Source organism: Blautia sp. MCC269 (genome assembly GCF_018785655.1).
GTDB lineage: Bacteria > Bacillota > Clostridia > Lachnospirales > Lachnospiraceae > Blautia_A.
Window position 1 is genome coordinate 55,464 of the sequence record NZ_WQQE01000039.1, and the last position, 22,690, is coordinate 78,153.

The window sequence follows — 22,690 nt, forward strand, 5'->3', positions numbered from 1 at the left end:
ATCATAGTAACTCAGTGGGAAAACGGGAATACCCGCTGAGCCAGAGGAGGAACAAAGAGATGAGAAAAAAAGTACTGGCAGCGCTTCTGGCAGCTGCAGTAGCAGGAACGACTGTTATGGCAGGAACAGCAGTATTTGCGGCAGAGAACACCGAAGGAGCCAAGGCTGCCGGCGGTAATATTACAATTGCAGAAACCACAGATCCTCAGAATATCAATCCACTGTATGTTGTGGATCAGACAAGTTTTGATATGATGCAGGCACTGTACAGCCCGTTTTTTGAGATAGTGAACGGAGAGATGTATTACGGAAACGGACTTTGTGAGAGCGTGACAGCCAATGAGGATGCCAGCGAGTTTACTCTGAAGCTGAAGGACGGACTGAAATGGCATGACGGTGAGCCGCTTACTGCTGATGATGTGGTATTTACCATGCAGGTTCTGGTAGATGAGAAACAGAATGTGCCATATTCTTCTTACGGATATGTGAATGATAAGGCAGTAGAGGCAGAAAAAATTGATGATCTTACTGTAAAACTTTCCCTTGGATCTTCTTCCGCAGGATTTCTTGGCGGTTTAAGCCAGGTTTACTGTATTCCGAAACACATTTATGAAGGTGTGGAGAATATCGGAGAGAGCGATCTGAACAATAAGCCGGTAGGAAACGGACCGTTTAAGTTCGAGGAGTACAAATCCGGTGAGTACCTTAAAGTAACAAAATTCGATGATTATTATGAAGATGTAAATCTGGATTCCATCACTTTCAAGATCGTTAAAGATTCCAGTTCCGCCAATGCGGCACTTGCAAGCGGTGATCTGGATGCACGTCTGATCAGCGCGGATGATTACGATACAGTCAGTGCATACGACAACGTAAATATCAATACCTACAATTCCGGACGTGTTAATGCCATGTTCATGAATGAGCTGAATGAAGATCTTCAGGATGTAAAGGTACGTCAGGCTATTGCATACGCACTGAATAAAGAGGAATTCTGTCAGTTTGCATTCATTTCCGAAGATTATGCAGAACCGGCGGATTCCCTGTTTACACCGGATACCCTTTATTATGCAAAACCGGACAATACTTATGACAATGATCCGGCCAAGGCACAGCAGCTTCTTTCCGAAGCAGGAAAGACATCTCTTTCTCTGAATCTGATGTATATCTCCACAGACAAGACTATGGAGAGTGAGGCCCTGTATGTACAGTCTGCACTTGCAAATGTGGGAATCACGGTAAATCTTGTTCCGACAGACGAATCAACATTCAAGAATAAAACCAAGGATCCGGAATGTACAGATTATGACCTGGTATTAAGCTTTTATACTTTAGGTGAGGAACCGAGTCTTTATGCGGATATGTGCTCTTCCGACAGCCGTTCCAACTACTCCAGAATCAAAGATACGGATCTGGATGCACTGTGGGAAAAAGGAAACAGTACAGCAGATGAGACAGAGCGCAGTGACATATATAAAGAAATTCAGAATACCATCAACGATAATATGTATATTTATCCGATCGCGTATTCCAATGGATTCTATGCGGTAAATAAGGATTTTGGCGGATTTGATGAATGTCTGTTAAAGACGATTTATTATGATTATTCGAAGATCTACACACTGGAGAAATAAAACACAAATTTATAAAAGATAATCACGGAAAGGAAGTGGCTGACGCGTTTTTCGCGCCAGCCGATTTCCTGTTTTCGGGGAAAATAAAGGAGGTACATTTTGAAGAAAATCGCAAACCGTCTGGTGCAGTGTATTCTGACACTGTTTATTGTCTCCGTTCTCTGTTTTGCACTGACAAAAGCAGCGCCCGGAGATCCGGTCCTGACTTATGTGGAGCCGAATATGAGTGAAGAATACATTCAGAATTTAAGGGAAAGCCTGGGTCTTACCAAGCCTCTTTATGAACAGTATTTTCTGTGGCTGGGAAGGATTTTTCACGGGAATTTCGGAAATTCCCTGATGAATAACCGTCCGGTACTGACACAGATGCTGGAGCGTCTTCCCGCAACAGTGATCCTGATGGGAACCAGTATGTTACTGGGATTTCTCATTGCCATTGTGCTGGGATTGTATTCCGGTAAGAATAAAAACGGAATTCTGGATAAAATCACCAGCCTTTTCTGCTATGTGGGAATTTCCATCCCTACTTTCTGGTTCGGTATCATGCTGATCTACCTGTTCAGTGTACATCTTCATATCCTTCCAAGTATTGGTATGCATTCAGACGGGGACCGCTCTTTCGGGGATCTGGTGCTTCATATGGTGATGCCCTGTGCGGTGCTGACTTTTGCCAATGCATCCCAGTATATCCGGTATCTGAGAAGCAGTACCATCACAGAGATGTCCTCAGACTATGTTATGGTGCAGAAAGCCTATGGAATGAAAGAGTCCGGGATTCTGTTCCGCCATGTACTGAAAAATGCCATGCTTCCAATGATCACAGTTCTTGGAATGAGTTTGCAGTCACTGGTTTCCGGAGCCATTATTACAGAGCAGGTTTTTGCATGGCCGGGAATCGGACAGCTGGCGGTTACTGCGGTTATGCAGTATGATTATCCCCTGATCATGGGTATTACCATGTTTACGGCACTTCTTGTGGTGCTCGGAAATCTTCTGGCAGATGTTCTGTATGCTGTCTTTGATCCGAGAATCCGCAAGGCCGGATGTTAGGAGGTGAAGGGACATGAGAGAAAATATCTGGAAAAATATCAAACTTGGTTTTAAGACAAATAAACTGGCAGTTGCAGGAGCAGTGGCTATCCTTCTTCTGGCACTGATCTCTATTTTTGCCTTTCTGTATCCGGTGGACCCCAACGCCATCAGCGCTACAGAGAGACTGAACGCCCCTTCCATGGCACATCTCTTTGGAACCGATGATATGGGAAGGGATTATCTGGCACGTTGCATTTATGGTGGAAGAGCTTCCCTTCTGGTAGGATTTCTGTCCATGATCCTCTCCACAGCCCTTGGAGTGATTGTGGGCTCTATCAGCGGTTTTGTAGGAGGAACCGTGGATGCAGTGCTGATGCGTCTGGTAGATGCATTGATGAGTCTTCCTACTTTCCTGATCATGATCGTTATGAACGCTTTTCTGAAACCGGGATTACAGAATATTGTCCTGATTATCGGATTTCTGACCTGGATGAACATTGCCAGGATTGTCCGTGGCGAGACGATTTCCCTGAATGAGAGAGAATATGTTATCTATGCAAAGATTTCCGGACAGAAAAAGTTCTCCACAATTGTGCATCATATTCTTCCCAACATCATGCCAACCATTATTGTTGCCGCAACTATGAATATCGCAAATGCGATCCTGATGGAGTCCGCACTGAGCTTTTTCGGCTTGGGCATCCAGCCACCCACAGCTTCCTGGGGAAGCATGCTCAGTAATGCACAGCGTTATATCCAGCAGGCTCCGTACCTTGCCATCTTTCCGGGTATTCTGATCCTGATCACGGTTATCAGTTTCAACTATCTGGGAGAAGTGTTGAGAAAAGTATTTGAGCCCAAGTAAGGAGGACATGCACAAATGGAAAAATTACTGGAAGTAAAAGATCTGAAAGTGTCTTTCTTTACGGATCTTGGAGAAACACAGGCAGTAAAAGATGCCGGGTTTGCCATTGAAGAGGGAGATTTTTTCGGAATTGTAGGCGAATCTGGAAGCGGAAAAAGTGTAACAACGAAATCCATTCTCCGTCTTGGCCCGTCCAACTGCAAGATTATGGGCGGAGAAATCCTGTTTCAGGGGGAGGATATTCTGAAAAAAAGTGAGGCAGAGCTCCGGGAAATTCGTGGTGGTGAGATTGCCATGATTTTTCAGGATTCTCTTTCTGCACTGAATCCGGTTTATACCGTAGGAAACAAGATGGTGGAGCTGATCCGCCGCCATACTTCCATAACAAAAAAAGAGGCAAAGGCCCGGGTGCTTGAGCTGCTGACAGCAGTAGGGATCACAGATCCGGAAAAAGCCATGCGTAGTTATCCCCATGAGCTTTCCGGTGGTATGCGCCAGCGTGTAATGATCGCCATGGCCATGAGCAGTAATCCGAAAGTTCTCATTGCCGATGAACCGACGACAGCTTTGGATGTAACCATTCAGGCACAGATCCTTCATCTTCTTCTGGAACTTCAGAAAAAAAACAATATGAGTATTATTCTGATCACTCATGATCTGGGTGTTGTGGCACAGACCTGTAAGAGAGTGGCTGTTATGTGTGGTGGTTACGTGGTGGAAGAAGGAACGGTAGAAGAGATTTTTCTTAATCCGGGCCATCCGTATACCCAGGCACTGATTGCAAGTATGCCACGTGTGGGAGGAACTTTTGAACAGTTTCTGGAAAGAGATCTTTCTGACGGAAGCGGAAATTTATGTCCGTTTCTGAACCGTTGCAAATATGCGGATAAAACCTGCGAGGCCTGTCTTCCGAAATATTATGAATCTTCGGAGGGACATAAGATTCTCTGCCACAGAAGGGAGGAGGAAAAATGAGCAATTCTTTAATTGAAGTAAAAGATCTGAAAGTATATTTTAAACAGAAATCTCCGAAACTTCTGTCTTTTAAGCCGGGTATCCTGAAAGCTGTAGATCAGGTGAGTTTTTCTATTGAAAAGGGAAAAACTTTCGGTCTGGTAGGAGAGTCCGGAAGCGGAAAATCTACCATCGGAAAAGCAATCCTGCGCTATCATAAGCCTACAGGAGGGGGGATTTTTTACGGAGGAGCGGAAATTGGAGCCATGGGAGAAAAAGAGCTTCTTCCATACCGCAAAAAAATGCAGTCTGTTTTTCAGGACCCGTATTCATCCCTGGACCCAAGTCATACCGTGCAGGATATTATCTGTGAGCCCATGGAAATCCATAAACTGTATACGCCAAAAGAGCGGAAAGAACGTGCAAAAGAACTGATCCGGGTTGTTGGCCTTAAAGAGCAGGATCTTCTGAAATATCCTCATGAGTTTTCCGGCGGACAGAGACAGAGAATTTCCATTGCCAGGGCACTTTCCGTGCAGCCGGAGTTTGTGGTCTGCGATGAGCCCATTTCCGCGCTGGATGTTTCTCTCCAGGCACAGATCGTTCAGATGCTTCAGGATCTTCAGGAAAAATACGGACTTACTTACCTGTTTATCAGCCATCAGCTGCAGGTGGTACAGAAGATCTGCGATGAGATCGGAGTTCTCTATCTGGGAAATCTTATGGAAATCGCAGATGCGGACAAGCTCTATTCCAATCCGCTGCATCCTTATACAAAAATGCTGATTTCTTCTATTCCGGTACCGGACCCGAGAGTAAAAACGCTGGATCAGATCGTGACAGATACCGGCGTACAGTCCCGCTCCATTGGCGGATGCCGGTTCCATAACCGCTGCCCGTGGTGTGAAGAGCGATGCAGGCAGGAAGTTCCACTGCTTCGGGAAGCAGAGCCAGGACATCTGGTAGCCTGCCATAAATACTGATATCAGGAATTTCGGACAATACGAGAAGGGAAAAGAAAAAGGTGGAAAAAAATATATATGATAATTATCTGGCTATTCTGAGGGAAGAAATGGTTCCTGCCATGGGATGCACGGAGCCGATTGCTCTGGCTTACGGTGCAGCAAGGGCAAGAGAAGTTCTTGGAAAAGAACCGGAGCACATTGTGGCAAAATGCTCCGGAAATATCATAAAGAATGTGCGCTGTGTCATCATTCCAAACTCCGGGGGATTAAAGGGGATCCCCGCAGGAGTGGTTCTTGGTGCGGTGGCAGGCGATGCAGCGCTTGATATGGAGGTTCTCTCAAAAGTAACAGACGAGGGAAGAAAACGCTGCCGGGAACTTCTGGATGCGGATATCTGTAAAGTGGAACTTCTGGATACTCCGGTTGTACTTCATATTGTGATTGAAATGAGTGCAGGAGAGGATACCGTCTGTCTGGAGATCAAATACGATCACATTAATGTGACCAGAATTGAAAAAAACGGAGAAATCCTTCTGGATGCGGACCGTGCGCTGGAAGAAAAAGAGGCGGCAGATCGCAGTCTTTTAAATCTGGAAGATATCCGGGAGTTTGCTGATACCGTAGAACTTTCTGATGTAAAAATTCTTCTGGATACCCAGATCAAAAGCAACATGGCCATTGCCCATGAGGGAATGACCGGAAAATACGGACTTGGGATCGGACGTGTGATCCGCGAAAACTATTCCCATGATATGCTTACCAGAATGCGAAGCCTTACCGCGGCGGCTTCCGAGGCGCGTATGGGCGGATGTGACATGCCGGTTGTCATTAACTCCGGAAGCGGAAATCAGGGAATTGCCTGTTCCGTTCCACTGATCGTTTATGCAAGGGAAATGGAGCTGCCGGACTACAGTCTGTACCGGGCACTTGTATTTTCCAATCTTCTTACCGTGTATCAGAAACATTATATAGGCAAACTATCGGCGTTCTGTGGTGCGGTGTCTGCATCCTGTGCGGCAGGAGCAGCCATCACTTATATGGTAGGGGGAAGTATTTCCCAGATCAAAAAGACTATCGAGAACACCCTGGCCAATATTCCGGGAATCATCTGTGATGGAGCAAAGATCTCCTGTGCTGCCAAGATCGCGGCCAGCTTGGATGCGGCGTTTCTTGCTCACCATCTTGCCATGAACGGTCAGTCCTATGCTCCTTATACAGGAATTCTTCAGGAAGAAACAGCAGAAACCATCAGCTGTGTGGGACAGATCGGAAAAGACGGAATGAAAGAAACAGACCGGGAAATCCTTAAGATCATGCTGGAACACTGATGAAATTTCAGTTATACTGTTCTTAAAAGACGCCGGGGCGGAGACGGCACAGATTAACCGAATGCGGATGCTTTTATCCGCTTGACAAAGAAAAGGTTGGATTTATGGACAATGAATTAAGAATTGCAATACTGATCGATGCTGATAATGTATCAGACAAATATATCAAGATCATTGTGGACGAGGTGGCGAACATTGGCATCGCTACCTATAAACGGATCTATGGAGACTGGACCAGTGCCAGGCTTTCTTCCTGGAAAAATGTTCTTCTGGAGGATTCTATCATTCCCATTCAGCAGTACAGCTATACTACGGGAAAAAACGCCACGGATTCGGCCATGATCATTGATGCCATGGATATTCTCTATTCCGGAAATGTGGACGGATATTGTATTGTTTCTTCGGACAGTGATTTTACCAGGCTGGCAGCAAGGCTCCGGGAATCCGGAATGCTGGTGCTGGGCATGGGCGAGGAAAAGACGCCCAAACCTTTTATTTCCGCATGTAATCAGTTTAAATATCTGGATCTTCTTTACCGCAATCAGCAGGAAGAAGAGAAAAAAGAAGATCTGGAAACTGCGGCGGAGGCAAAGAAAGCAGGAAGCAGTAATAATAAACAGAACAGTTCCGGTTCAAAGAAAAATAAAGACTTAAAAAAAGTACGGAAAACCATTAATGCCATCATCGAGAAATTTTCTGACGAGGAAGGCTGGCTGTCTTCCGGACAGCTGGGCGATCAGCTGGGAAAACGTCTTCCGGATTTTGATGTGCGTAATTACGGGTATTCCAAGCTGACTCCGTTTATCAAATCCCTGGGCAGTTATGAAACCGGCAGGATTCCTACCGGCAGTGGCGGAAGGAAACAGATTTATTTCCGTATGAAGGAGGAACGGTAATGAAGAATTATATGGCACCCATGGAAGGTGTTACCAACTGGGTTTACCGCAATGCATATCATGAATGCTTTTATCCCATGGATAAATATTTTACCCCCTTTATTACCGCCAAGCCAAACAAGAGACTCAGCAGCAAGGAAATTAAAGAAGTGTCCCCTGACACAAACGGAAAGCTTCCGGTGGTTCCCCAGATCCTGACCAATAATGCGGAAGACTTTGTCAAAACCGCACATATTTTTCGGGATGAATATGGCCATAAAGAAGTGAACTTAAATCTTGGATGTCCTTCAGGAACCGTAACAGCCAAGGGAAAAGGGGCCGGATTTTTGGGAGAACCGGAAAAGCTTGACCGTTTTCTGGACGAGATCTTTGCTAACACAGGGATGGAGATTTCCATTAAGACGCGCGTGGGCACCGATTACGAGGAAGACTGGGAAAGACTTCTTGAAATTTACAGCAAATATCCAATAAAGGAGCTGATCATCCATCCACGCCTTCTGAAGGACCATTATAAGGGAACTCCGCGGTATGGATTATACGAAGAGGCACAGAGAAAAATCAAAGTTCCGCTGGGCTATAACGGAGATATTTTTTCCGTGGAAGCTTATCAGGAAATCCAGGAAAAATTTCCGGATGCGGACAGCTTCATGTACGGACGGGGGATCATTGCAAGGCCTTACCTTCTGGATGAAATTATGTGCGGAACCAGAATGAAAAAAGAAGACCGTCAGTCTCAGTATAAGCAGAAAATGCGCCAGTTCCATGACTGTCTTTATCGGGAGTATCAGGAGTACCTTTCCGGAGAACGAAATGTGCTTTTTCGTATGAAAGAACTGTGGAACTATATGGCACCGGGATTTACCAATTACGCAAAATACCTCAAAAAGATCAAAAAATCCCAGCATTTGGGTGACTATGAGGCGGCAGTTATGAGCCTTTTTGGAGAACAGGAGATTTTGTAAGTATGGATATAAAAGAAAAATTCGAAGATTTTATTGCCCAGTATCCGATTTTTGAGTATCGTCTGCTGGACACAGCTGATATCAAAGTGCAGGAACGTGTACGGACAATCTGCAAACAGGAATGTGAGCGCTATGGCAGCACCTGGGCCTGTCCCCCGGCAGTAGGAGAACTTCCGGAATGTGAGAAAAAGATTCACAGTTTTCCCCAGGCAATCTTTTTTTCCAGTGTGGCGGAAGTATCGGACATGATGAATATGGAAGAGATGCTTTCCACACGAATGGCACACGAAGATCTTACAGAAAAAGTCCGGGATTTTCTGGAGGGAGAAGGATATGAGACCTTTACTCTTTCCACGGAATCCTGTGATTACTGTAAACGATGTGCGTATCTGGATGGAAAACCCTGCCGTTTTCCGGAACATATGCATCCCTGTCTGGAAAGCTATGGTGTCGTGGTAAATGAGATCGTGGAACGGGAACAGATGGAATATAATCTGGGGGGAAATACCATTCTCTGGTTTTCCATGGTTCTGATCCGCAAATAATACATATGAAGAAATCCTCTGGCATAGATTAATGATAAATGCCGGAGGATTTTTTTATGAAAAAAATGTCGGAGTTTCTGGATCTGCCGGTGGAACCGGCGTTTCGTGAAACACAGGTGATCCTTACCGGAAAACGCCGGGCGATCGTTGAAAATTACAGGAATCTTCAGCGCTATACAAGAGAGGAGATCATAATTCTGACTCCGTCCGGCAGACTTGTGATCCATGGAAAACGCCTGGAAATTTCCTGTTATACAGCATTTGAAATGTGTGTCTGCGGACGGATCGAAAGCATTCTGCTTGAGGAGGGAAAGAAAAAATGATTCCTGGTTTTGTAAGACTGTCCGTTACAGGCGAACAGCGTGAACGGTTCCTGAATCTGTGCAAAAGCCGTGGGATAATGTTCAGGAGAATCGTTCAGACAGGAGAAAAAGAACTTCTGCTGACAATGCGGGTGAAAGATTTTTTTCTGATCGGTCCTCTTCGGAGGAAAACGGGTGTACATATTCATATCCTGAAAAAAAGAGGACCTGTTTTTTTTCTGCTGGCGTGCAGACGGAATAAACTCCTGCCGGCAGGAGTTCTGACTGTGATCGGAGTCCTTTTTTTTCTGTCCGGGAGGGTCTGGAACATTCATATAGAGGGGAATATTTTAAATCCTACGCCACAGTTGGTAGACTTTCTGGAAGAAAAAGGCATCTGTTGTGGAGTATTCAAAAAGAAGATCCACTGCAATGCACTGGCAGAAGAGATGCGGCGGGAGTTTCCGGAAATTACCTGGGTATCGGCAAAACTTTCCGGGACCAGGCTGAGTTTTGAAATCCGGGAAGGCGATACGAAATTATCTGAAGAAACATCAAAAGCTGCCTGCAGCCTTTTTTCAACTGTGGATGGAATTGTAGAGTCTGTGGTCACACGACAGGGCACTCCCCTGATCAAGAGTGGTGAAGAAGTAAAAAAGGGACAGGAACTGATTTCCGGTATTGTCAACATTACAGATGACAGTCAGGAGGTAGTCCGTTATGAGTATGTTCAGGCAGATGCAGATGTTTATGTACGCTATACCATTGATTATTATGATACATTTCCACTTACTATAGAGAAAAAAGTTTACAGGGAAAAAGAAAAACGGAGTTTTTTTATCCGAAATAAAAACTGGATCCTGGATCTGTCTCCTGCTGCGAAGAAGAATGAGGATCGTCTGATCTGTGAATATCCGTTTGTACCTTCTGAAAATTTTCGACTCCCCATTTCCGCGGGAATCATCACCACCAGAAAATATGAGATCAGAAAAGAAAAACTGACAGAAAAGGCCGCAAAAAAACAGGCCATTCAGAGGCTTTATATTTATGAAGAAAAATTAATAGAAAAAGGGGTTCAAATATCTGAAAATAATGTTAAAATAGAAATAAAACATCAGGACTGCGTCAGCAGAGGTTCCCTTACTGTCATAGAAAAGACAGGAAAGGAAGGGTCTACAGAAAGAAAGACGCAGCCGAAAGAAAGGACACCAGAGGATGGCTAGCAGCATTATCGAATTATATGTGGATGTGCCGGCAGACCGCCAGGCGAATATTTTCGGACAGTTTGACGAGCATCTGAAGCTGATCGAACGTACTCTGAATGTAACGATGATTTTCCGGGATGGCTCTCTGAAGATCCTGGGAAGCCAGGAGGGAGCCACACAGGCGAGAGCGATCGTGGAAGAGCTGAATACTCTTGCAGGCAGAGGCAATACCATTACACAGCAGAATGTGAATTACGCACTTTCCCTTGCAATGGAGAAGATCGGTTCCGTGATGGAAGAGATCGACAAGGACTTTATCTGTAATACCATACAGGGGAGACCAATTAAACCCAAGACACTTGGACAGAAGGATTATGTGGAACAGATCCGTAAGAAGATGATCGTGTTCGGTGTGGGGCCTGCAGGAACCGGTAAGACATATCTTGCCATGGCTATGGCAGTAACCGCATTCCGCAATGAAGAAGTTTCCAGGATTATTCTTACCAGACCTGCCATTGAAGCCGGCGAGAAACTGGGATTTCTTCCGGGAGATCTCCAGAGTAAGGTCGATCCGTATCTTCGTCCCCTGTATGATGCACTTTATCAGATCATGGGGGCAGACAGCTTTGCAAAAAATATGGAAAAAGGCCTGATCGAGGTTGCTCCTCTTGCCTATATGCGAGGTCGTACTCTGGATAATGCATTTATCATTCTGGATGAAGCACAGAATACCACTCCTGCACAGATGAAGATGTTCCTGACACGAATCGGTTTTGGGTCCAAGGTTATCATCACAGGCGATGCTTCCCAGAAAGACCTTCCGAAAGATGCGGCGTCAGGCCTTGATGTGGCCATGAAGGTTCTGAAGAAGATTGATGATATCGGGTTCTGCCAGCTGACCAGCAAGGATGTTGTGCGTCATCCTCTTGTACAGCAGATCGTGCAGGCCTATGATGATTATGAGAAAAAACAGAAACCTGCCAAGTCCCGGAAGGATGACAGGTATGCTGTGAAGAATAAGGAGTACAGAAGATGACCATAAATATCGAATATGAAACAGACCAGGAACTCGGGATCGATTATGCTGCCCTTGCATCCCAGGTTGCGGATAAAGTTCTGGAAATGGAGAAATGTCCTTATGATGGACAGGTCAATCTGGTTCTCACAGATAATGAGGAGATCAAGAGAGTAAACACAGAATTCCGGAATATTCAGGCACCTACCGATGTATTGTCTTTTCCGATGATCCCTTTCGAAACTCCGGCAGATTATTCTGTGGTGGAAGAGGATGAATCGTATTTTGATCTGGACAGTGACGAACTTCTGCTTGGAGATATTATGATTTCCGTGCCCAAGGTTTTTGCACAGGCAGAAGAATACGGACACAGTGTAACGAGGGAATTCTGTTTTCTGGTTGCACACAGCATGCTGCATCTTCTGGGATATGACCATATGACAGAAGATGAGGCGAAAGTTATGGAAGCCAAACAGGCTGCGGCACTTAAAGAGCTTGGGATTAACCGTTAAAAATGCCGGGTAAACCGGTATAAGAGAGAAGGAAAGCGGAAAATTTTTTCCGCCTGAAGAAAAGGAGGTAATATATGAGAATGAAAAAGACAGGTATTCTGGCAGGTATCATGGCAACATGCATCTGTATTGCCCAGAGTGTTCCGGCATTTGGGGCACAGCAGGATCTGGTTGGTTTTGTCCCCAGTGAGGGAAACCAGACGGAAACGCAGGTAAAGAGTTATCTTACAGGCGAGAGTGTTCCCGAGAGCATTGGACGTCGGAGACCTGTTGCCGTAATGATGGGAAATAACATTTCCGGTGCGCCACAGAGTGGAATCGGACACGCAGGTGTAGTATATGAAGCACCTGTGGAAGGAAATATTACCCGTCTTATGGGAATTCTCGAAGATTACGATGAGCTGGAACGGATTGGCTCCGTGCGTAGCTGTCGCGATTATTATCTCTTTTATGCCAATGAATTTCAGGCAATTTATGCACATTATGGACAGGCAGCCTATGCACTGCCTTATCTGGAGCAGCACGTAATTGACAATCTTAACGGGATTCAGATGGGAAATCTGGCGTTTTTCCGAACAACAGACAGAAAAGCCCCCCACAATGCCTATACCGATGCAGCTCATCTTCAGGCAGGAATTGATGCCATGGGATACAGTCAGGAATATAAGGAAGACTATACCGGCCATTATCTATTTGCGGAAGATGGAACGGAAACAGTTCCGGATGGAATTACTGCGGCAATTGTAAAACTTGATAATTTCACAGATAATCATCCGTGGTATGAATATGATGCAGAATCCGGAGAATACCGCCGTTTCCAGTATGGAAAAGAGCATGTGGACCAGCTGGATAATGAACAGCTCACCTGTGATAATATTATCCTTCAGTATTCTTCCTGCCCGGCATATGACGGCAATGGTTATCTGAATATTGATGCCATTTCCGGTGGCGAGGGAAAATATATTACCAGAGGAAAAGCTATGGATATCCGCTGGGAAAAAGATTCCCCGTGGGGAATCACACATTATTATGATGGAAATGAACAGGAGATCCGTCTGAATCCGGGAACTACCTGGGTGGAGATTATACAGAATGACCGGATAGATTCCGTCACTTATCAGTAAATATACAGCTATCAGGAGAAACAGAAACATGAATGCAAACTACAGGGAACGTCTGAAAGACAAGAAACGTATTGTAATCAAGATTGGATCTTCATCACTGATCCATTCAGAAACAGGAAGACTGGATTTCCGTAAACTGGAAATTCTTGCAAGAGAACTCAGCGATCTTCACAACCAGGGGAAGGATGTGGTTCTGGTATCCTCCGGTGCCATTGCTGTAGGAGCTGCGGCCCTTGGGATGAAAGGCAAGCCTGCAGAACTGGAAAAGAAACAGGCATGTGCGGCGGTAGGACAGGCAAGGCTGATGACCATATATCAGAAGCTTTTTGGAGAATACAACCAGATGGTAGCGCAGATCCTTATGACAAAAAATACCATGGTCAATAACACCAATCGCCGGAATGCACAGAATACATTCAATCAGCTGCTGGCAGAAGGAGTCATTCCCATTGTAAATGAAAATGACTCGGTATCCTCCTACGAATTCCAGAATCTGGTAAAATTCGGAGATAATGACACACTTTCTTCCGTGGTTGCGGCGCTGATCGGTGCGGATCTTCTGATTCTGATGTCTGATATTGACGGACTTTTTACCGATGATCCCAATTCCAACCCGGATGCGGAGTTTATTGATATTGTGGAGAACATGGATGACAATATGCGTAAGCTTGGAAAATCTTCTACAGGAAGTAACGTGGGAACCGGTGGCATGGCAACCAAACTTACCGCTGCAATTATTGCGACAGCAGCAGGTGCGGATATGGTAATCGCCAACGGAAATGATTTTCATAATATCCACAGAATTATGGAAGGGAAAAACTGCGGAACTTTGTTTGTAGGAAACAAGAAAGAGGAATTTTTCCTCATTGATTATATTGAGAAACTGCTTTAAGGAGAACAGAAATATTATGATGGATAATATCAAAATTGACAGAATTAACGCACTGGCACACAAACAGAAGAGTGTGGGCCTTACAGAAGAAGAGAAAGTAGAACAGGCAAAACTTCGCAGAGAATATCTGGATGCGGTGAAAGGAAATCTCCGGGCGCATCTGAATAACATTGATATCAGGGAAAAGGATGGCAGCATTACCAACCTGGGAGAAAAATATGGAAGAAAAAAAGGAAATTAGAAAAAAAATATTTAAAGCCAGAAAAGAGCATGAGGATGCCTGGATTCAGGAAAAAAGCCGCAAAATTACGGAAACTCTGACACAGCTTCCGGAATACAGAAACGCAGATCGTATTATGGCCTATGCGGATTATAACCATGAAGTAATTACCCGTTATATTATCGAGCAGGCCTGGAAAGATGGGAAAGAAGTTGCAGTACCCAAAGTCTTCGGGAAAGACATGATATTTTACAGGCTGACGGATTTTTCTCAGTTGGAAGCCGGTTATTTTGGTATTCCGGAGCCGAGAGAAGACGGACAGGTCGTTTCCTGGGAAGAGGCAATGATGGTCATGCCAGGGGTGGCTTTTGATGTGAACTGTAATCGCGTAGGTTATGGTGGCGGTTTTTATGACCGTTTTCTGGAAAAACATCCGAAGATTCAGCGGGTTGCGGTTGGATTTTCTTTCCAGATGCTTCCGGAAGTACCTACAGAACCAACGGATATCCGTCCGCAGGTTATTGTCACGGAAGAACAAGTATACCGGGATATTCAGTAAGATGGACATAGAATTGATATGAACAGAAAGAAAGGCAGGAATATTTGGAAATGAATGAAATGCTTGAAAAACTGGGACAAAATGCAAAAGATGCAGAAACTGTCCTTCGAAATCTTTCTACAAACGACAAAAACAAAACTCTTGAGGCTGTAGCATCAGCTCTGGTAAATCATACAGAAGAAATTCTCAAAGCCAATGCGCTGGATGTGGAAAATGGAAAAAAGAACCAGATGCCGGAAGGTCTGATTGACCGTCTGATGCTGACACCGGAGCGTATTGAGGGAATGGCGGACGGACTTCGCCAGCTTACAGGTCTTGAAGATCCTATTGGAGAAGTAACCGGTATGAAAAAACGTCCCAACGGACTTCTTATTGGACAGAAACGTGTTCCGTTAGGGGTAATTGGAATTATCTATGAAGCCAGGCCGAATGTAACTTCTGATGCGTTTGGACTTTGTTTTAAAACCGGAAATGTTGTAATTCTGAAAGGTGGAAGCGATGCCATTCATTCCAATACTGCAATTGTAAAATGTATCCGTGAGGCAGTAAAAGACTGTGGCATTACAGAAAACGCGATTCAGCTGATCGAAGATACTTCCAGAGAGACAGCTGCGGAATTTATGAAAATGAATCAGTATGTGGATGTGCTGATTCCACGAGGTGGGAGAGGGCTGATCAAAGCCGTTGTAAACCAGAGCACAATTCCGGTAATTGAGACAGGAACTGGTAACTGCCATATTTATGTGGACGAGACAGCAGATCTTTCCATGGCAGCAGATATTGTTATCAATGCAAAAACACAGCGTGTGGGAGTCTGCAATGCATGTGAGTCCCTTCTTGTAAACCGAAAAGTGAAAGATGCTTTCCTGCCGGTACTGGCAAAACGTCTGAATGAGAAACATGTGGAAGTCCGCGCAGATGAAGCAGCCGGTGCCCTGATGCCTGGAGCTGTTCCCGCAACGGAAGAGGACTGGGGAACAGAATATCTGGATTATATTCTTTCCGTAAAAGTGGTGGATTCCGTGGAAGAAGCCATTGCCCATATCAATAAATATAATACGAAACATTCAGAGGCGATTATTACCAATGATTATACTCATGCACAGAAATTCCTGGACGAGGTAGATGCGGCAGCTGTCTATGTCAATGCATCTACCAGATTCACAGATGGAAATGAGTTCGGATTTGGGGCTGAAATTGGAATCAGTACACAGAAACTTCATGCCAGAGGACCAATGGGACTTCTTGCACTGACAACTACCAAATATATCGTATATGGTAATGGACAGGTGCGTCCATAAGAATACATAGAGTGAAGCGGATTGTTGCGTCCGCTTTACTTTTTTGAAGTGTTGTGCTATACTTTTCCCAGTTAACTGGGGGTTGAGAGAGAGACTAACTCAAACAGGAGGACATATAAATGAAAAAAAAGCAACTTTTTGCAGTTCTGCTTGCCGGTTCCATGACAGTGGGAATGGCACCGGCCGCTGCCTTTGCTGCTGAAGATACAGCAGTTACGGAAGCACAGCAGACTGCAGATGATAATACAGAAGCTGCAGAAGGAGCAGATGCAGGAGAACAGGCTGCAGAAGAAACTCCTTCAGAAGATACACAGGCACAGAGTGATGCCGGCGAGCAGACCGCTTCGGAGGAACAGGCCCAGGCGGAAGAGCAGGCCGCAGTGGAAGAAGCTGCACAGACCCAGGAAGAAGTTCAGCAGGAGCAGACAGCTGCGGAAGGAAATGTTGTTACAGACGAAGCCGGACTGGTTGCTGCCATTAATTCTGCAGCCAATCTGGAAGATCCAAATAACGCTGCTGAAGCAGACCTTACCAAAATTGTTGTCAGCGGGACCATTTCGATTACCAATACAATTACAGTTCCGGCAGGAAAGGGAATTGTGATTTTAGGTGCAGATGAGAATGCCCAGATTAATCGTGCAGATGGATTTGCCGGTGATCTTTTTGCTGTAAATGGTGCCCTTTATATGGCAAAAAAAGACGCAACAGAAACCGAAAGTGCAGGAACTCTTTCTGTTGATGGATCTGTTGGAGATTCGACACAGGTGGCAGGCTCCCTGATTCATGTAGCTGCCGGTGCGAAGTTTTCCATGACAACAGGAATCAAACTTATCAATAATACAACTTCCGCATCTGGTGCGGCTGTTTTCAATGAAGGCGGAATTGTTCAGATTACAGGTGGTACCATTACAGGCAATAAATCTGATAAAGGTGCCATTTACAGCACTGGTTCCATCTTTGTAAAAAAAGGTGACGGAGCAGCGGATACAGAGCCTGCTGTTACCGGAAATACAATGACAGACGGACAGACTCCGGCGAACATTGTTCTGGCAGGTACCGATGGAAAGATCGTTGTAAGTGGAGCGCTTACCTCCCCACAGATTGGTTTTTCTGTTGAAAATGTGGCTGAGAATTATGTGGCAGTTGCAAAAGCAGACGATGTATCAGACAGTGATTTTGCCAGTGCACTTACAATTCTGGCATCCCAGTATGAGGGAGATAAGAACTATAAAGTCGATTCCGAAGGAAAACTGGTTTCCAACAGACCGACTGTTCAGATTACAGCGACAGAGTGGAAGAGCGGTGCAGCCACTGCAACGGCAACCATCAGTTCTGATAAGGCAGGTACATACTGTTATGCGTATGTCAAGAAGGGCGCGGCAGCTCCATCTATTGAGAACAGTACCGAAGGCGGACACGTGGATGCCAATGGAACAGCCACAATTAAACTTGATAATCTTACAGACAGTGCCATTGATCTGTATGTATGGGTAAAAACGGATGATGGTGCAGTAAACGCAGAACCTGCAAAGACAACCATCACAAAAGCAGCAGATCCGGTAGTCAAACCGGTGATTAAGGCAGTTACCTCCAAATGGGCAAGCCGTACACATGTAACTGTAACACTGAATTCCACCAAGGCCGGTACCTGCTATTATAAATGGGTGAAACGTAATGCTTCAGCCAAGAACGATAAGAAGAATAAAGTTTCTGTCAGCAAGGCTGGTAATTTCAAAGTTACTCTGGAAAATCTTGATGCAAACAGCGCCATTGATCTGTGGGTATGGTTTGTAGACAATGACGGACAGGAAGTTTCCAAGCAGATAAAATTGAATGAGTCCAGACGTCCGAAGGCAGAAACGCAGACAAAAGCGTCCCTTCGCTGGACAGGCTTCAGCTGGAGAGATCACTCTTCTGCAACTGTTAATCTGATTATCGGAGCAGATGGTACCTGTAATTATACCTGGAAGGAAAAAGACTCCAATAAAGATGGCGGAAGTGGAAAAGTAAGCATGAAAAAGGATAAGTCTTTTGCCATTGAGCTGAATAATCTTCCAGATAAAGAAATTGAGCTGTATATTACAGCAAAAGATTCCAAAGGAAATGACATTTTGTTACAGCCGACCATTAACGGCGTTGTAAAAACTGCGAAATCCTTTAAGATTACGTTATCTGAAAGCAGCAGACCGGCGATTCCGACTCCGTCTCCGACAAATGTGCCGGATGCCTATGTACCGGATGTCAAAGAAAGTGTCGTACAGGGACTTGACGATGCATTACAGTTCTATCCGAATACATTCTATGAGTTTACTGTTATCGGTGCAGGAACAACTAACGAGAATCCTAATGAGGGAGATGTAAAATGGGTTCCGATTTACTGGAGCACGGTTGCAAATCCAACTTCCAAACAGCAGCATACTGCATGGAAGATTGGTTCCACATCCGGAATCAATAAAGAGGCTACTTATAATCTGTATATCTTCTTCCAGAAATATATTTATACAGGTGGCCAGTGGAACGCAATGGATACGGTAGAATCCGCAGTATACCAGTTTAAATCCGCAACACTGACGCCATCCGGAACTCCGGGAGCAGACGGAACAGATGGAAGCGGCGGACAGACCGGTTCTGATCCGGATGCAACGGTAACAGGAGAGGCATCCGCAACTTCTGCCAATGGTGATGGAACCAGCTCCAGAAATGCAGTATCCACAGCAGATAATTCACCGATTGGAACCATGGCTGCACTTGCAGGCGCATCCCTTCTTGCAGGAGGTTATGTACTTGTCAGAAGAAGAAAAAAAGAGAATTGATTGCACAATAGCCAGAATAGCATAAAAAGATAAAAGAAAATCACCGGTTTCTCGCATTTGAAGAGAAACCGGTGATTTTTTACGAAATAAATGCAAATGTTTTTACAGATTTTTTTTCTTATAGATAAACCAGGATGCTGCCACACTGAAAGCAGCAAGATAAACAAACAGTATCAGAATACTGAGGTAATTGACGGCTCCTCCGGAAGCGATAGTCCGGATTAAATGGCTGGTCTGTGACAGGGGAAGTGCTGCCACAAAGTTTCCAAGAATTCCCGGAATCTTTTCCGTAGAAAAGAAAGTATTACATAAAAATGCCATTGGCATAATGATATAGTTGGAAAAACGTGGTACATCAGCATGGTTTTTTGCAAGGAAGGAAACGACCACTCCAATAGCGGAAAAGACAGCTCCATTCAGGAACATTACCAGAAAAGACCATCCGTTAAATACAAGGCCTGTTCCAATAGGCATAGTCAGAAGAATAATAATGCCACCTGCATAAAGTCCACGAAGGCTGCCGCCGATAATCTGTCCGGCAATAAACTGCCAGAGAGGAGTAGGTGAGATCATAACCTGATCAAAGGCTTTTTCATACAGACGTTGCACATTCAGATTCTGTGCAATTGCATTGAAACTTCCGTTCATGGTAGTCAGTGAAACCACACCGGGGATCAGAAAGTTCAGATAAGGTTCTCCGTGAGAAGAAGTCTGAATTCCCATCCCAAAAACAATAAGATACATCAGAGGTGCGATCATGGCAGCCAGTGTGATCTTATAGAAATCTCTTCGAAATTCGACCCATTTTTCCCATAAAATAGTAAGTATACCCATGATAATTCATCGTCCATTCTATTAAATTGTATATAAGTATGTTATCGTTGCATCAGATGTCTGCCTGCCCGCTCCACAAAAACATCTTCCAGAGTTGTCTCGCGAAGTGTGCATTGTCCGTCCAGGGCGGACAGGAAAGTAATAGCTTCTTCTCTGCTGTGGAAATAATGGCTTTTGGCTCCCGAAGAAGTTTCCTGATCAACGGTATATTTTCCAAGACTTTCGATCAGACCGGATGGAGTATTAATTTCTTCCAGTTTGCCATGGTCCATAAGAGCAACCCGGTTGCAGAGAGACTGGGCTTCCTCCATATAGTGAGTAGTAAGAAGGATTGTGAGATTTTTCCCGTTAAGCTGACGAAGAAGATTCCACATCTGTCGTCTGGAAAGGGCATCCATTCCTGCAGTCGGTTCATCAAGAAGAAGAATTTCCGGGCTGGTGAGAAGTGCGCGACATACCATAAGTTTACGTTTCATACCACCGGAAAGTTTACGCACCGTTCGTTTCCGGAAAGGAAGAAGCCCGCAGAAATCAAGAAGTTCCTCGGTTTTTGCCTTGATTTCCTTCCGTGGCATAAAATACAGACGGCCCTGATATTCCATAATTTCATCCATGTTCATGTCCTGACGCATGGAATACTCCTGTGTGATAACACTGATTTTACGTTTCAGATCCGGTCGGTTGCGTCCAAGTGTCTGCCCGCCAATCTGGACTTCTCCTTCCGTGGGCAGAAGCAAAGTGGAAAGCAGACTGATCGTAGTGGTTTTTCCTGCACCGTTGGGGCCCAGAAGTCCAAAAAATTCGCCGGTTTCTATACGAAGATTCAGAGAATCCACAGCAGTGAAATTGTCGAATTTTTTGGTGAGATTTTTGGTTTCGATCATCTCTATTCATTTCCTTTCGTTTGTATACAAATTTCTCTCTATTATACTTGAAAGAAAAGGATATTTCAACAACCCTGGTGGGTTCTTTACAGAAAACAGCCGGTGTGATATAGTTGTACAAAATGACTTATGGGAGATGGAATGAGAGATGAAATACAGAACAGGAATAAGAATACTGACGCTTGTGATGCTGGCGGTGATGTTGTTATGTCCGGTACAGATACTGGCGGCAGAAGGGCTAAGCGGAGTGAAAACAGATCTTACGGATGGAGAATATTCCATACAGGTAGATCTGGAAGGCGGAAGTGGTAAAGCCAGTGTCTCTTCACCGACACTGATGATTGTGAAGGATGGCAGAATGTATGCAGAGCTTCAGTGGAGCAGTTCCAATTATGATTATATGATTGTAGACGGTGAGAAATTTCTCAATGAAAGCGAGGAAGGCAGAAATTCTGTTTTTACAGTACCGATTACGGTGTTGGATGATAAAATGGAAGTAATTGCGGATACGCTGGCGATGGGAGCACCTCATGAGATTAATTATACGCTGACTTTTTATGAAGATTCCATCGGATCAAAAGGACAGCTGCCTCAGGAAGCTGCAAAAAGAGTGGTTGCAGTTGCATTGGTAATTATTATCGGTGGAGGAATATTGAATTATTTCGTAAATAAAAGGAATCGGTGCTGAGCCGGTTCTTTTTTTATGTGTTTCCGCATACATAGATAATAGAATGGCAGTACGGAAATGGAAAAAAGAAAAATATCCAACTGCGGCTTTATGGATCGGAGGAAGGAAAATGGATATGATACAGGAGAAAACTTACGAAAGCATTTATTATCAACTGTGGGAATTATCACAGCGATATAAAACTTTTACACAGTTTCGCGTAATTGGAAAAAGCCATGACGACAGAATGATTCCCATGCTGGAAATAGGAACAGGAGATACCTGCATTTTCTGTGTAGCCGGTTTTTCGGGTGTAGACTGGATGATGTCGGACAGGCTAACAGAGGTGACAATGGAACTTTGCAGGAATTACGAATGTGGTTGGATGGTAAAGGAGTTTTATGAAGTAAAAAAACTTTTGGATACGACAAGGTTATGTATCATTCCGGTAGTAAATCCGGATGGTTATGAAATCTGTCGCAGAGGATATGGTGCTGTGCGGAATCCAATTTTCCGTCAAATGTTAAAAATGCAGGATATTCCATGTGATGAGTTTGTGTGCAATGCAAGAGGAATGAATCCGGTTTTAAATTTTCCAACCAGTTTCAGCAGCAGAAAAAAGATTCATCAGCAGCCGGCAAGTGAAAATGAAACCAGAGCTTTGATAAGGATTTTTCAGGAATATGGAGGCAGAGGGCTGCTTATTTTTTGTGGATCAGGGAAAAAAATTGTGTATTATCGACAGGACCAGAAATTTTCCACAGGACCACGATGTCATCGTCTTGCCAGACATTTGAAGAAATGCACAGATGGAAAATTGGAGCGTTTTCATACAGAGAATGAAAAAAGAAGTACTGGAAGACCGGAACAGTTTTATGGAGAGATTATTCACCAGCCGGCATTCCGGATCGAAATTCCTGTTACAGGGAAAAACAGGGAAGAGGAGAAAATGGAAATACAGGAACTGATGTTGCTTCCATTAGAATATATTTATTCTCTTACACAATAAAGAAATCCGCCGCAAACAGATCTCACAGTTTGCGGCGGATTTGGGGAATGTCGAATTCTGTCGGACGAATTTCATTGACTTCTCCTGAAACAGGTTTTATAATGACAACATCTGAAAAAGATCTTTTAAATTTTCTATACCGTCTTTACCAGGCGGACATTCCGGAACGGTT

The 22,690-nt window shown here is 44.5% G+C and carries 23 protein-coding genes; 21 read left to right on the plus strand and 2 right to left on the minus strand.

The features are described 5' to 3' along the window. The first annotated feature begins 59 nt into the window (after nt 1-59). From GPK88_RS13005 to GPK88_RS13095, 19 genes are all read left to right on the plus strand, one after another. Nucleotides 60-1,634: an ABC transporter substrate-binding protein gene (locus GPK88_RS13005; RefSeq protein WP_173761719.1), complete on the plus strand. Its 1,575-nt coding sequence runs from the start codon at nt 60-62 to the stop codon at nt 1,632-1,634. Nucleotides 1,635-1,733: 99 nt separating this feature from the next. Next, nucleotides 1,734-2,684: an ABC transporter permease gene (locus tag GPK88_RS13010; protein WP_021977747.1), complete on the plus strand. Its 951-nt coding sequence runs from the start codon at nt 1,734-1,736 to the stop codon at nt 2,682-2,684. A 13-nt stretch (nt 2,685-2,697) separates the two neighbouring features. Continuing rightward, nucleotides 2,698-3,531, plus strand: coding sequence for an ABC transporter permease (locus tag GPK88_RS13015; protein WP_173761718.1), 834 nt, complete (start codon nt 2,698-2,700; stop codon nt 3,529-3,531). Between the two features lie 15 nt (nt 3,532-3,546). Next, nucleotides 3,547-4,506, plus strand: a complete 960-nt coding sequence (locus tag GPK88_RS13020) for an ABC transporter ATP-binding protein (protein WP_173761717.1) — start codon at nt 3,547-3,549, stop codon at nt 4,504-4,506. Then, complete coding sequence (locus GPK88_RS13025; RefSeq protein WP_148447986.1) at nt 4,503-5,468, plus strand: ABC transporter ATP-binding protein; 966 nt, start codon at nt 4,503-4,505, stop codon at nt 5,466-5,468. Before GPK88_RS13020 ends, GPK88_RS13025 begins: the two co-directional genes overlap by 4 nt. 89 nt (nt 5,469-5,557) lie before the next feature. After that, complete coding sequence (locus GPK88_RS13030) at nt 5,558-6,778, plus strand: L-cysteine desulfidase family protein (protein WP_173761764.1); 1,221 nt, start codon at nt 5,558-5,560, stop codon at nt 6,776-6,778. A 104-nt stretch (nt 6,779-6,882) separates the two neighbouring features. After that, entirely contained in the window at nt 6,883-7,674 is a 792-nt protein-coding gene (locus GPK88_RS13035; protein WP_173761716.1) for an NYN domain-containing protein, read from the plus strand. Beyond that, nucleotides 7,674-8,636, plus strand: a complete 963-nt coding sequence (locus GPK88_RS13040) for a tRNA dihydrouridine synthase (RefSeq protein WP_173761715.1) — start codon at nt 7,674-7,676, stop codon at nt 8,634-8,636. The genes GPK88_RS13035 and GPK88_RS13040 overlap by 1 nt, the downstream gene beginning before the upstream one ends. Before the next feature lie 2 nt (nt 8,637-8,638). Further along, nucleotides 8,639-9,181 (plus strand): DUF2284 domain-containing protein, encoded by a 543-nt coding sequence (locus GPK88_RS13045; RefSeq protein WP_021977754.1) that lies wholly within the window; start codon nt 8,639-8,641, stop codon nt 9,179-9,181. 56 nt (nt 9,182-9,237) lie between these two features. Beyond that, nucleotides 9,238-9,504, plus strand: a complete 267-nt coding sequence (locus GPK88_RS13050; protein ID WP_021977755.1) for a YabP/YqfC family sporulation protein — start codon at nt 9,238-9,240, stop codon at nt 9,502-9,504. Further along, nucleotides 9,501-10,706 (plus strand): sporulation protein YqfD, encoded by a 1,206-nt coding sequence (locus GPK88_RS13055; protein ID WP_173761714.1) that lies wholly within the window; start codon nt 9,501-9,503, stop codon nt 10,704-10,706. Before GPK88_RS13050 ends, GPK88_RS13055 begins: the two co-directional genes overlap by 4 nt. Then, nucleotides 10,699-11,724, plus strand: a complete 1,026-nt coding sequence (locus tag GPK88_RS13060; RefSeq protein WP_148447978.1) for a PhoH family protein — start codon at nt 10,699-10,701, stop codon at nt 11,722-11,724. Before GPK88_RS13055 ends, GPK88_RS13060 begins: the two co-directional genes overlap by 8 nt. After that, entirely contained in the window at nt 11,721-12,215 is a 495-nt protein-coding gene (gene ybeY / locus GPK88_RS13065) for an rRNA maturation RNase YbeY (RefSeq protein ID WP_015524845.1), read from the plus strand. The genes GPK88_RS13060 and ybeY overlap by 4 nt, the downstream gene beginning before the upstream one ends. Nucleotides 12,216-12,289: 74 nt before the next feature. Beyond that, nucleotides 12,290-13,339, plus strand: coding sequence for a DUF3048 domain-containing protein (locus GPK88_RS13070; protein WP_243278970.1), 1,050 nt, complete (start codon nt 12,290-12,292; stop codon nt 13,337-13,339). 28 nt (nt 13,340-13,367) lie between these two features. Then, a complete protein-coding gene (gene proB, locus GPK88_RS13075) occupies nt 13,368-14,231 on the plus strand; it encodes a glutamate 5-kinase (RefSeq protein WP_148447976.1) in 864 nt (287 codons plus the stop codon). 19 nt (nt 14,232-14,250) lie between these two features. Further along, nucleotides 14,251-14,472 (plus strand): DUF896 domain-containing protein, encoded by a 222-nt coding sequence (locus GPK88_RS13080; RefSeq protein WP_148448053.1) that lies wholly within the window; start codon nt 14,251-14,253, stop codon nt 14,470-14,472. Further along, complete coding sequence (locus GPK88_RS13085; protein WP_173761713.1) at nt 14,450-15,010, plus strand: 5-formyltetrahydrofolate cyclo-ligase; 561 nt, start codon at nt 14,450-14,452, stop codon at nt 15,008-15,010. Before GPK88_RS13080 ends, GPK88_RS13085 begins: the two co-directional genes overlap by 23 nt. A 50-nt stretch (nt 15,011-15,060) precedes the next feature. Continuing rightward, nucleotides 15,061-16,311, plus strand: coding sequence for a glutamate-5-semialdehyde dehydrogenase (locus GPK88_RS13090; protein WP_173761762.1), 1,251 nt, complete (start codon nt 15,061-15,063; stop codon nt 16,309-16,311). 119 nt (nt 16,312-16,430) lie between these two features. Then, nucleotides 16,431-19,124 (plus strand): hypothetical protein, encoded by a 2,694-nt coding sequence (locus tag GPK88_RS13095; RefSeq protein WP_148447970.1) that lies wholly within the window; start codon nt 16,431-16,433, stop codon nt 19,122-19,124. A gap of 102 nt (nt 19,125-19,226) precedes the next feature. On the opposite strand, the gene GPK88_RS13100 is transcribed toward GPK88_RS13095, so the two are convergent. Together GPK88_RS13100 and GPK88_RS13105 are read right to left on the minus strand one after the other, a co-directional pair. Further along, nucleotides 19,227-19,958 (minus strand): ABC transporter permease, encoded by a 732-nt coding sequence (locus tag GPK88_RS13100; protein ID WP_173761712.1) that lies wholly within the window; start codon nt 19,956-19,958, stop codon nt 19,227-19,229. A gap of 41 nt (nt 19,959-19,999) precedes the next feature. Further along, nucleotides 20,000-20,842, minus strand: a complete 843-nt coding sequence (locus GPK88_RS13105) for an ABC transporter ATP-binding protein (RefSeq protein ID WP_173761711.1) — start codon at nt 20,840-20,842, stop codon at nt 20,000-20,002. Between the two features lie 148 nt (nt 20,843-20,990). Between GPK88_RS13105 and GPK88_RS13110 the strand changes: the two genes are divergently transcribed. Both GPK88_RS13110 and GPK88_RS13115 read left to right on the plus strand, forming a co-directional pair. Further along, nucleotides 20,991-21,530, plus strand: coding sequence for a hypothetical protein (locus tag GPK88_RS13110; RefSeq protein ID WP_173761710.1), 540 nt, complete (start codon nt 20,991-20,993; stop codon nt 21,528-21,530). A gap of 109 nt (nt 21,531-21,639) precedes the next feature. Continuing rightward, nucleotides 21,640-22,518 (plus strand): M14 family zinc carboxypeptidase, encoded by an 879-nt coding sequence (locus tag GPK88_RS13115; RefSeq protein ID WP_173761709.1) that lies wholly within the window; start codon nt 21,640-21,642, stop codon nt 22,516-22,518. Nucleotides 22,519-22,690: the final 172 nt, after the last annotated feature.